Here is an 11,203-nt window from a genome sequence, read left to right as displayed (position 1 = left end):
CAGGTGATCGACTTGCCAATTGGCGCGACCGTGCTCGATTTCGCCTATGCGATCCACACCGATGTCGGTCATCGCTGCCGCGGCGCCAAGGTCAACGGACGTATCGTGCCACTGACGTTCGTGCCGGCCAGCGGCGATCGCGTCGACATCCTCACCTCGAAGGTGCTCGAACCGCGGCGCGACTGGCTGTCGGCACAGCTCGGTTTTCTGGTCACGCATCGCGCGCGCGAAAAAGTGCGCACGTGGTTCAAACGCATTGACCTGCAGCAGAATCTCACAGCCGGCCGCCTTGTCCTCGACCGCGAACTGAAGCGACTTGCGTTGTCGAACGTGCAGCTCGATGGACTGCCAGAGCGCTTCAATCTGCGCACGCACGACGACCTGCTCGAAGCGCTGGCGCTCGGCGACGTGACCACCGGGCATCTCGCGCGCGCCCTGCATGCGCTCACCGCTCCATCTGAGGAGCCCGCGGCGACACACGCGCCCGCGGTGGTGCCGCGTCCGCACGTCGATTCGGGTGCCATCGTCATCGAAGGCGTCGGCAACCTGCTCAACCAGCTGGCGCGCTGCTGCCAACCGTTGCCCGGCGATCGCATCAGTGGCTACATCACCCGCGGGCGCGGGGTATCGGTGCATCGTGCCGACTGCGCCCAACTGGAAAAGCTGCGTGAGCGCGAACCGAACCGGGTGATCCTGGTCGAATGGGGCATGCGGGCACAGCGCGCGTACGAAGTCGATGTCATCGTCCGCGGCTACGACCGCAAATGGCTGCACAAGGACGTCAGCAACGCGATCGCTGCCGACAGCGTGCACGTGATCGCGCTGACCGCCCGCATCGACGAGCGCAAGGGGATCGCTGAAATGAACTATGCGCTGCGGGTCAACGACTTTGGCCAGCTCAGTGGCTTGCTGGCCCGGCTGCTCTCGGTGCCGAACGTGATCGAGGCGCGCCGCGTCGGTTGAGTCATCGTGGGAACGGACCGTGCGCTTGGTGCGCGATAACCTTTACTCTTGGAGTGTGACGGGTGTTTCCCATGGATAAGGCGCGACTGTGATCGAGATTCCCGGCTACCGTGTTCTTCGCCAGCTCGGCCGTGGCGGCATGGCGACCGTGTACCTGGCGGTGCAGGAGTCGATCGATCGCGAGGTTGCGCTGAAGGTGATGTCGCCGGCCTTGCTAGTGGACCCGACCTTTGGCGAGCGTTTCCTGCGCGAGGCGCAGATCGCCGCCCGTCTGCATCATCGGCACGTGGTGGGCGTGCACGATCTCGGTCGGGCCGGCGACTACCACTACATCGCGATGGAATACGTCGGAAAGGGGCCGATCCTGTCCAAGGACGGCACCGCACGTGACGTCGCGTTCGCGTTGCGCGTGACGCGGGAAATCGCGCGGGCGCTCAACTACGCGAACGAGAAGGGCTTCGTCCACCGCGACATCAAGCCGGACAACATCCTGCTGCGCGAGGACGGGTCGTCGGTGTTGACCGACTTCGGGATTGCGCGCGCATACGACCTCTCGATGCGCATGACCAAGACCGGCGCCATCGTCGGCACGCCGCACTACATGAGCCCGGAGCAGGCGCGCGGACGCCAGCTCGATGGACGGTCGGACCTCTACGCGCTGGGCGTCGTGCTGTACGAAATGCTGGTGGGACGGGTGCCCTATCACGCCGACGACTCGCTCGCGATCGGCATCATGCATATCACCGAACCGGTGCCGGCGTTGTCCGAACGATTGGCGCCACTGCAGCCACTGATCGACCGCATGCTCGCAAAGCAGCCGGAAGACCGGTACCAGAGCGGCAATGAAGTGGCCTCCGCGATCGAAGCGATCGAGCAGCGCATGCGCACGGGTGAGCTGGCCGGCCTCGACGGCGAACCCGACAACGTGATGCGTGCGATCCGCCCCGGCCATTCGCGACACGCAAGCGAACGCGCGGTGTCACCAATGCCGCCGAGGTCTCCGGCGATGGCGGCTTCCGTCGGAGCGCAGTCGCGCGACCGGATGGAACCGAATCTCGGTCGCCTCGACGACTTCGTCAACGCGGTCTCCGATGATGTGATGCGCGCCGACCGTGCTGCGAAGTCGAAGTCGCACTTGCGCGCGTCCGGCTCGCGTCGCGTCGTCGTCGGGGCCGCTGCCTTCGTTCTGCTTGCAGGTGTTCTCGGCGCGGCCTGGCACTACCAGGACCGCCTGCGCCATCTTCTGCCGCGAACCGAGTTCAACGACACGCTGTCGCGCGCGCAACATGCACTGGACGCCGGGCGGTTGACCGGCAACCAGGGCGATAGCGCACGCGAACTGTTCCTCGCGGCGAGAGCGCAGGATCAGGACAACGACATTGCCCGCCGCGGATTGCAGAACGTCGGACATCAACTGGTCGCGCGCGCTGACGAAGCACTCGCGAAAAACGATCCGGTCGCCGCACGGACCGCTCTGGAAACGGCGCGCGAACTTCTGGGTGGCGGCATCGAAGTCGACAGGACCGAGCGCGCGCTGAAAGACCTCGAAGCGCGCGGCAGCGAAACCGGTCAGTTGCTCGAACAGGCCCACGATGCGCTTGCGGCCGGTCGCGTCGTCGGTGCAGACGGTGCCGCGGCGCTTTACCAGCGCGTGCTCGTCGCCGACAAGACCAATGCGCTGGCGCAATCGGGCCTCGGGAAATCTGCTGATGCGCTGGCAACCCAGGCGCGCGCCGCGCTCGACGCCAATGATGCGGACACTGCGTCTGCGCGCACCGACGACATCACGCGCATCCTGCCAGCCTATTCCGCACTGCCCGGTCTTCTCGGGCGTATTGCACAGGTGCGCGAAGGGTCGCGCATCGCCCGCGAGGAGACCGTCACACGTGCTGAAGCACAGATCCGCGCCGGTCGTCTCACCGGCAGCCCCGACTCGGCGCTTGAACTGTTCCGTGCGGTGTTGAACGACGACCCGTCGAACGCGCGCGCGAAGGAAGGCGTGCGCAGGATTGCGCAGGCGCTGATCATCCAGGCCACAGCAGCAATCGATGACGACAACGCCGGCATGGCGAACCGGCTGCTGGAATCGGCAGCCGAGCTGTCACCCGAGGCGCCGGAGCTGCGCGCTGCCCGCAGCAACCTGCGTGAACTGCGCGAGCGACTCGACATCGATGCCGAACACGCGGCGATTTCGCCTGGGCAGGTCGTGCAGATGCAGAAGCTGGTGGCGGACGCCGCGACTGCCGCGGCCGCGGGACATCTGATCCTCCCGCCAGGCGACAGCGCGTACGACAAATACCGCGCTGCACTCGCGATCGACGGCAACAATCGCGATGCGCTGGATGGACTCGCGCGTTTGCCCGGGCGCGCCAAGGACCTTTTTGCGCAGGCGCTCAACGACGGTGCGCCGCAGCGCGCGCGCGCGCTGCTCGATTCGGTGCGCCAGGTTGCACCGGAAGACGCGGCGATTCCAGCGATGACCCTGAAGCTGGCGAATGCGTTCATCGACCAGACCGATGCGCGCATCGGCGAAGGCCGCCGCGAGGATGCCACGCGCGCACTCGACGCGGCACGCCAGCTGAGCCCCGACAATCCGCGCATCGCACCGCTGGATGCGCGACTGAAGGCGATCGCTGACGGGCAAGGTTGAGCACGTTGCCGCGTGCGGATTTCCCCGTGAACGGATCGAACCCGGGCGGTTGGTCGCCCACGACGCCACGACACGTCCGCGGCGGAACGATCGGCGAGGCAGTCATGGTCGTCCATGCGCTTGATGGTGTGAGTCCAGTGCAACGGGATTGGGCAGGTTGATGGCCGAGCATCGTCACGGGTCAAGCAAATCGCGCGCTGTCCGGCATAGACTTGTGTGATCGATTGATCGGGCAAGCCGCAATGCAGCACAAATCCATCGACGGTCTCCACGTTGTGTGTGTGCACGGGGCCGGTGCGGGCGGGTGGGAATGGGGCATCTGGGCGAGGACGCTCAACGTCCGCGGATTCGGCGTGATCGCGCCCGATCTGATGCCGGCCGCGGCCGGAGTCGTCGCCACGCAATTTGCTGACTACCGCAAACAGGTACTGGCCTGGTGTTCGGCGACCACCGCGCCGCCGGTTCTCGTGGGGGCCAGTCTTGGCGGACTGCTGGCCCTGTCGGTCGCGGCCGAGATCCGTCCGGCTGCGTTGATCCTGGTGAATCCGGTGCCGCCGCTCGGCGTCGCGGGTGGTCTCGTTCGAACCTGGCCTGCCCTCGTCGCGTGGTCACGCACACGCTCTCGCGCCGGCACGCGCGGGTCGATTCCGGACGCCGACGATGCGGCTCGCATGTACGCCTATCGACGCTGGCGTGACGAATCGGGCGCCGTGCTCAATGCGGCGCAAAGAGGGATCGCAATCGACGTGCCCACATGCAGGATGCTGGTGCTCGCGAGCGCCGACGACCGCGATGTCCCGTGCGCGACGACCCGCGCGCTGGCCGGACTGCTCGGCGCAGACTTCGAGAAGATCGCGGGCGCGAGCCATGTCGGTCCACTCCTGGGACGATCTGCGCCGACCGTTGCCTCGCGCGTGTGCGACTGGCTGGCGGCGCTGCCGTCGCCCGGTGCCGATTTAACTGCGCCTTAGCACCGACTCGCTATCCTCGCGCGCTTGCCTTTGTCCGTGGCCCCGATGTCGCAGCATCCCTTTCCCTCGCCATCGTCGTCGCCCGAGTGCGCCGCCGTGCCAACGCTGAGCGAGCCTGGATCGCTGCACTTCCTCACCGACCAGCAGCCCTGGCAACGGACGTTGCGCTGGGTTCGCCCTGAGTCCAATCGACGGCTGCTGCTGTGGGGCGGCTTGTTTGCATTGGCGGTGACGGTGCTGCAGCTGGTCGGGTTCGCGTTGGTGATGCGCTCGTATCCCGGGCATCCGCGGCTTGTGTCGGCGCCGATCCAGGTCGTGCTGATCGAACCGGAGGTGCTCGATCCGCTACCGCCGGAACCGGAGCCCCCGATCGTCGCGCGCCCCAGTCGCATCGCGATTGCGCCGCCGGAAATGAAGAAGTCGCCGCCACCGCCGCCGCGCCCCGACGAGGCGAGCCAGGAAACGAAGGCGCGCATCGGGACCGCGGGCAGCGCGGTAGCGACTCCGCCGGCGCCGCAGTTGTTCAATCCGGATGGCTCGATCCGCCTCGGTGTCAGTAGCGCGCCGGTTGCACCACAGGGGCCGAAAAATCCACAGGAAGCTGCGAAGGCACGCTGGGCGCAGATCGAGCAGCGCGGCAATCCGATCGACTGCAAGAAGACGCGCTTCGCGAATGCATTCGCGGCCGACCAGAATGCCGGCGACAAGGTGGCCAGCAAATATCTCAAATGGATCGGTCTCGCCGACGGCGAGGCGATCGGGCACCGGCGCCAGCAACGCAGCGAATCGGGTGGCTGTGAACCGGCCAACTGATATCGGTACGCGTTCCAGCCGCCGCGCCCGCGGGTATGCTTGCAAATGAATCAGGGCGGCGCATCGCGCGTCGCGACACCGGCGGAGACGGGCGTCAAAGGCATGCAGAAACCCGATGGACCGCTGTGCGTGGATCTCGACGGCACGCTGATCCGCACGGACATGCTGCTCGAAAGTCTGCTCGCGCTGGCACGACGCAATCCGTTCTATCTGCTGTGCTGCGTGGCGTGGCTCATGCGCGGACGGGCACATCTCAAGCGGCAGGTCGCCGTACGGGTCGACCTCGACCTTGCGACGCTGCCCCTCGACGCGCGTGTCGTCGCCTGGCTGGGTGATCGCAGCGATGGGCGACGACGCGTGCTCTGCACCGCATCCGACCAACGCTGGGCCGACGCCCTCGCCGCGCACGTCGGTGGATTCGATGAGGCGCTCGGCAGCGACGGCGTGCGCAATCTCGGCGGTCGCGGCAAGGCTGACGCGTTATGCGAGCGCTACGGCGTGCGCGGTTTCGATTATGCCGGCAACGCAGCGACCGACCTTCCCGTGTGGCGGAATGCACGGCATGCGATCGTCGTCAATGCGAGTTCACGCGTGCTTGCGCGCGCCCGTCGCGAGCCCGACGTGGTGATCGAGCGCGTGTTCGAGCGCGAGGGCGGCGGCTGGCGTGCGTGGATCGCAGCACTGCGGCCGCATCAGTGGTCGAAGAATCTGCTGGTGCTCGTTCCCGTCTTCACCGCGCATCGGATGTTCGTTCCTGCGGCCGCGTCGAGTGCGCTCCGTGCATTCACCGCGTTTTGCCTGTGCGCGTCCGCGGCCTACGTGCTCAACGACCTGTTCGACCTCGACGCCGACCGGCGCCATCCGCGAAAGCGCTTGCGACCCTTCGCGTGTGGTCGCCTGTCGATCGGCGCCGGGCTTGTTGCCGTGCCGCTGCTGACAGCCGCCGCATTCGCGATCGCGATGACGTTGCCATTGCGCTTCGGCATCGTGCTGCTGGTGTATGCAGTCACGACGCTGGCCTATTCACTCGTGATCAAGCGGGTGGCGATGCTGGACGTTGTCGCACTCGCGGCGCTCTACACGCTGCGGATCGTGGCGGGCGCCGTCGCGATCCCCGTCGCGTTGTCAGGATGGTTGCTCGCATTCTCGATGGCCCTGTTCCTGAGCCTCGCTCTGGTCAAGCGGTACTCCGAAGTGCGTCGGGTCGCGGAAACCGATGAGACACGGATCGCTGGACGCGGCTATCGCGTCCGTGACCTGTCACTGCTGCACTCGCTCGGAATCGCAAGCGGCGTGCTCAGCGTGCTGGTGTTCGCGTTCTACATCGACAGCACCGCGAGCGCAGCACTCTATCGCCACCAGAACGCGCTGTGGCTTCTTCTGCCGCTGTTCTTCTACTGGATCGACCGCGTGTGGCGGACCGCGAAGCGGGGCGACATGCACGACGATCCGGTGGTATTCGCGCTGACCGACACAGTGAGCCTCGGTGTATTCGGGGTGTTCGCCGCGGTCGTGCTTTTGGCCATCTAAGCCCAGTGCTGTTCCTTCCCCTGCGGAGCGGGGGAAGGTGCCGAAGGCGGATGGGGGCGCTCTTGATCGTACACCTCACGAGAAGCTGCCTCCGCCCACCTTCCAGGTCCTCCGCCCGGCGCGCGGGAAGGACAGCGACGGCGAACGCGCGCGACCGATTCGCCTCACAACATCCGCAGCAACTGCGGCATCAGCGGCAGCTTGCGAATGCGCACCGTCGTCGCCGCGTAAATCGCATTCGCCAGCGCTGGCGCCGCGCTCGGCACGCCCATTTCACCGGCGCCCGACGGGTCGCGGCTTGATTGGACAATCTCCACCTCGACAGTGTGCGGTGCTTGCGCCATGCGCAGCAGGGGATAGTCCGGGAAGTTCTTCTGCTGCACCTGGCCGTCCTTGACGGTGATCGCCAGATGCAGCGCGGTCGAGATGCCATCGATCGTGCCGCCCATCATCTGCGCCTCGACGCCGAGCGGATTGACCACGCGCCCGACGTCGACGACGCAGACCGCGCGGTGGATGCGCAATTCGGTGCCCTGCACCGACACCTCGAACGCATGCGCGGTGTAACCACCGAACGTGAAGTGGCAGGCGATGCCGATGCCGTGGCTGTCGGTGCGCTTCACACCCCAGCCGATCTTCTGCGCACACAACGTCAGCACATTCGCGAGGCGACCGGTATCAAAGACCGGGCCGCCATGGCCCGAATAGGGAATTTCACGCGCTTCGCCGAGCAGCTGCAGTCGCAGCTTCACTGCGTCCTGTTTCGTGACCACCGCAATCTCGTCGATGAAGCTCTGCACCGCGAATGCATGGAACGTGTGGAGCGGCGCACGCCAGGCTCCGCGCGGCATGCGGGACTGGAGAGCGAAGAAGGTCTTGTCGAGATTCGCGACCAGGCCAGCGGGAAAATCGTCCGCTTCCAGCGTCGCCGCATTCGGAGCACGCTTGCGCGCGCCGGCTTCGCGATACCCGCGCGGTGTCGCCGCACAGCGATGCGACCAGCCAGTGATGGCCTTCTTGCGATCGAGCGTTGCGGTCATCGCATGGATGCCGAATGGCCGGTAGAAATCGTGGGCGAGATCGTCATCACGCGTCCACATCAGCTTCACCGGTTTGCCAGCGGCCTTTGCGATGACGACCGCTTCGGCAACGTAGTCGTTTTCGAGGCGACGTCCGAACCCGCCGCCTGCGCGCGTCATCCGGATGTCGATGTCCTTGCGCGCGAGACCGGTCATCCGCGCAATCATCTGCGAGGCACCATCCGGATCCTGCAACGCCGCGACGAGCCTCGCGTTGTCCTGGTTGATCTCGATCAGCGCGGCGGGCGGCTCCATCGTCGCGTGCGCGAGGAACGGCATTTCGTAGCGCGCTTCGATGAGCTGTTTCGCCTGGCTCCGGGCCTTGGCGAAGTCGCCATCCGCGCGCACCACGAGGCCGTCCGCCGCATGGTCGAGCAATGCGTGGGCTGCACCCGTGAGCGCGGCGGTCGATTCCTTCGCCCAGTCGCCCTGCGCCCATTGCACCTTGAGGAGGTCGCGTCCCTGCAGAGCCGCCCATGTGTTTTCGGCGAGCACCGCGATGCCAGCGGCTAGCGGCCCACTGAAGGGCTCATCGGTTTTTGGTCCAGGCAGCGCGATGACGTCGACAACGCCGGCCACGCGTCGCGTTTCGCTGTCGTCGAAACCATCGACGCGGCCGTCGAGAAACGGGCAGCGAGCAATCACCGCGACGAGCGCGTTGGCCGAGTACTCGTCGATGCCGAAGCGCGTGCGACCAATCACGATGTTGCGTGCATCGACGACGCGCGTCGGCGTGCCGATGATGTGAAACTGCTCCGGCTTCTTCAGCGCAACGGGCTGCGCGGGTGGTGCGATCGACGCGGCACTTCGCGCCAGCGCGCCGTAGGTGAGTCGACGATCGCCGGGCGCGATGACGTGGCCGAGCGCCGTGTGCAACTGCTCCGCCGGCAGCGACCATTCCTGCGACCCCGCCTGCACCAGAAGCCAGCGCGCCGTCGCGCCGGCCTGGCGCAACTCGTTCCACGCGTCCGGAATGCTGGTGCTTCCGCCGGTCGACTGGTCGCCGTAGCGATTCGAGGGGCCCTTGTCGGTATCGACATAGCCATACGGCAACTGCACAACCCGTACCTGGTTCCAGTCGACGTCGAGCTCCTCGGCGATCAGCATCGGCAGCGCGGTCATCACGCCCTGGCCCACTTCGCAGCCACGCGCGCCGATGACGATGCGGTTGTCGCGTTCGATGCGCACGAACGGTCCGAGTTCGGTGAGATCGTCGCCGAGAAGTTCCGGCGGCACTGGCGTGTTCGTGTCCGCGCGCACGATGCGCGAGGCGACCAGCAACGCGCCGGTTGCGGTCAGCGAGATCGCCAGGAATCGTCGGCGACCAGCGCTCACGGTCACGTCGCCATCGTTGCGGTTCACTTGTCAGGACTCCGCATCAGATCGGCTGCACGCAGGATCGCGCGCCGGATGCGTGGATACGTGCCGCAACGGCACAGGTTGCTGACGGTTGCGATGTCGTCGTCGCTCGGTTTTGGCTTGCGCTTGAGCAGGTCCACGGCCGCGATGATCTGGCCCGCCTGGCAATAACCGCATTGCGCCACGTCTTCGTCGATCCACGCCTGTTGCACCGGATGCAGCGCGTCGGTCTCGAGTCCTTCGATGGTGGTGATCTTGTGGCTGCTTGCAGCGCTCATCGGCGTCACGCACGAGCGCGTCGCCTTGCCGTCGAGCAACACCGTGCAGGCACCGCACGCGCCGATGCCGCAGCCGTATTTGGATCCGGTCAGACGCAGCGTATCGCGCAGGAACCACAGCAGCGGCATCGCCGGATCGCCGGCGTGGAAATACGGCTTGCCGTTGATCGTGATCGGCAACGCTTCCACGGGTCGCGGGGCAGGTCGCTTCACCGCGTCGACGGGATGTTCAGGCTGCTCGGGCATTCATTTCTCCATTCGCCCGCATGCGTCGCCTGTACGACCGCCGGACCGCGCGCATTGTCGCATGGAGATTGTGGACTTCCGAGAGACTGGCGCGCGGAATCGGAGCAGGCAGGGTTGCGTCGTTCGCGTGCACGGCTGCTCGCTTGCCGCGTCCGGCGCGCCGATGTTACCTTGGTAGTACCTCAGCCCCGGATGCGGCTCGCATGACGAGTGCCACCACATTGAAGTTGCCGCAGACGCTGAAGGCACGCATTGCCGCGGTGGCGCATGAACTCGACAAGACGCCGCACGCGTTCATGATCGAAGCGCTGGCTGCGCAGACCGAACACGCCGAGCGTCGTCGACAATTCGTGGTGGACGCGCTCGACGCGGAAACGGAGGTCGCCACGCAGGGCCTCATCCACGACGCTGACGATGTGTTCGCCTGGTTGCGGGCAAAGGTGGCCGGTGAAGCGCCGCACCGCCCGCGTCCCCGCAAGCGCGGCAAGCGCGCTTGACCCGCCTGCTGTTCGCGCCTCGCGCGTTCCGCGACATCGAACGCCTCGCGGTTTTCCTGATCGAAAGCGATCCATCCGCCGCTGCCACAACCGCCGAGCTGCTGATTTCAGGACTCGCCATGCTGCGCGATCACGCGCTGGTGGGTCGTAAAGTGGAGCACGGATTGCGCGAGTTGATGATCTCGCGCGATCGCAGTGGCTACGTCGCGCTGTATCGTTACGACGCGGAATCGGATACGGCGCTGGTGCTCGCGCTGCGGCATCAGCGGGAAACGGTCTGACGACTCAGGTATTTTCGCCCGAGCGCGTCCCCATCCATCGCCAGATGAAATAGACCGGCAGTCCCGCCACGGTGATCAAAGCGCCCATGCCGGCGTCCCCCGGATGCTGCCAGATCGTCACCGCGACGATCCACAAAACGATCCCGATGAACAGCGCCGGCAACACGGGATAAAACGGAACACGGAACGGCGCCGGTTCCGCGGAGCGGACGCTGCGATACCAGAACAGTGTGGCGATCACCGCGGCCATGCCGAGCCAGTCGCCGACGGTCGAATAGTTGAGCAACTGGTCGAACGTGCTCGACCATGCAAGCACGCACGACCAGAACGCGAGCATCACCATCGCGACGTTCGGTGAGCGCCAGCGTGGATCGATACGTGCGGCAGAGCGGAAGAACACGCCGTCCGCGCCCATCACCTGGAACACGCGGGCGGCACCGATGATCGAGATGTTGCAGAAGCCGAGCATCGAGATCGCGATGCCGGCGGCAATCATCCGCGCACCCGCTTCGCCGAAGACGTGGCGCATCACATCG

10 protein-coding genes are annotated in these 11,203 nt (G+C 66.2%); 7 read left to right on the top strand and 3 right to left on the bottom strand.

Annotated features, from left to right (window positions below; translation table 11 throughout):
- From ABIV12_RS15425 to ABIV12_RS15405, 5 genes are all read left to right on the top strand, one after another.
- On the top strand, positions 1 to 963 hold a 963-nt coding region (locus ABIV12_RS15425), incomplete at its 5' end, for a TGS domain-containing protein (protein ID WP_348060920.1).
- Positions 964 to 1,051: 88 nt separating this feature from the next.
- The gene (locus ABIV12_RS15420) at positions 1,052 to 3,613 is read left to right on the top strand and encodes a protein kinase (protein ID WP_348060917.1); all 2,562 of its coding nucleotides are present in this window, start codon (positions 1,052 to 1,054) and stop codon (positions 3,611 to 3,613) included.
- Between the two features lie 242 nt (positions 3,614 to 3,855).
- Positions 3,856 to 4,584 (top strand): alpha/beta fold hydrolase, encoded by a 729-nt coding sequence (locus tag ABIV12_RS15415; RefSeq protein WP_348060915.1) that lies wholly within the window; start codon positions 3,856 to 3,858, stop codon positions 4,582 to 4,584.
- A 96-nt stretch (positions 4,585 to 4,680) separates the two neighbouring features.
- The gene (locus ABIV12_RS15410) at positions 4,681 to 5,397 is read left to right on the top strand and encodes a hypothetical protein (RefSeq protein ID WP_348060913.1); all 717 of its coding nucleotides are present in this window, start codon (positions 4,681 to 4,683) and stop codon (positions 5,395 to 5,397) included.
- Positions 5,398 to 5,499: 102 nt separating this feature from the next.
- The gene (locus tag ABIV12_RS15405; protein WP_348060921.1) at positions 5,500 to 6,927 is read left to right on the top strand and encodes a UbiA family prenyltransferase; all 1,428 of its coding nucleotides are present in this window, start codon (positions 5,500 to 5,502) and stop codon (positions 6,925 to 6,927) included.
- Between the two features lie 164 nt (positions 6,928 to 7,091).
- Here the strand turns inward: ABIV12_RS15405 and ABIV12_RS15400 are convergent, their stop codons facing one another.
- Both ABIV12_RS15400 and ABIV12_RS15395 read right to left on the bottom strand, forming a co-directional pair.
- Positions 7,092 to 9,368 (bottom strand): molybdopterin cofactor-binding domain-containing protein, encoded by a 2,277-nt coding sequence (locus tag ABIV12_RS15400; protein WP_348060911.1) that lies wholly within the window; start codon positions 9,366 to 9,368, stop codon positions 7,092 to 7,094.
- A complete protein-coding gene (locus ABIV12_RS15395) occupies positions 9,365 to 9,889 on the bottom strand; it encodes a (2Fe-2S)-binding protein (RefSeq protein WP_348060909.1) in 525 nt (174 codons plus the stop codon). The genes ABIV12_RS15400 and ABIV12_RS15395 overlap by 4 nt, the downstream gene beginning before the upstream one ends.
- A gap of 203 nt (positions 9,890 to 10,092) precedes the next feature.
- Here ABIV12_RS15395 and ABIV12_RS15390 point away from each other — a divergent pair, with 203 nt between their 5' ends.
- Entirely contained in the window at positions 10,093 to 10,386 is a 294-nt protein-coding gene (locus ABIV12_RS15390) for a CopG family transcriptional regulator (protein ID WP_348060907.1), read from the top strand.
- A complete protein-coding gene (locus ABIV12_RS15385; protein WP_348060905.1) occupies positions 10,383 to 10,667 on the top strand; it encodes a type II toxin-antitoxin system RelE/ParE family toxin in 285 nt (94 codons plus the stop codon). Before ABIV12_RS15390 ends, ABIV12_RS15385 begins: the two co-directional genes overlap by 4 nt.
- Before the next feature lie 4 nt (positions 10,668 to 10,671).
- Here the strand turns inward: ABIV12_RS15385 and ABIV12_RS15380 are convergent.
- A partial coding sequence (locus ABIV12_RS15380; RefSeq protein ID WP_348060903.1) for an amino acid permease occupies positions 10,672 to 11,203 on the bottom strand: 532 nt, incomplete at its 5' end.

This window comes from Dokdonella sp., from assembly GCF_039926425.1.
In the GTDB taxonomy this organism is placed as follows: Bacteria; Pseudomonadota; Gammaproteobacteria; order Xanthomonadales; family Rhodanobacteraceae; genus Dokdonella_A.
Note: the sequence above shows the minus strand (reverse complement) of the source record. Positions and strands in the feature narration are given on the sequence as shown.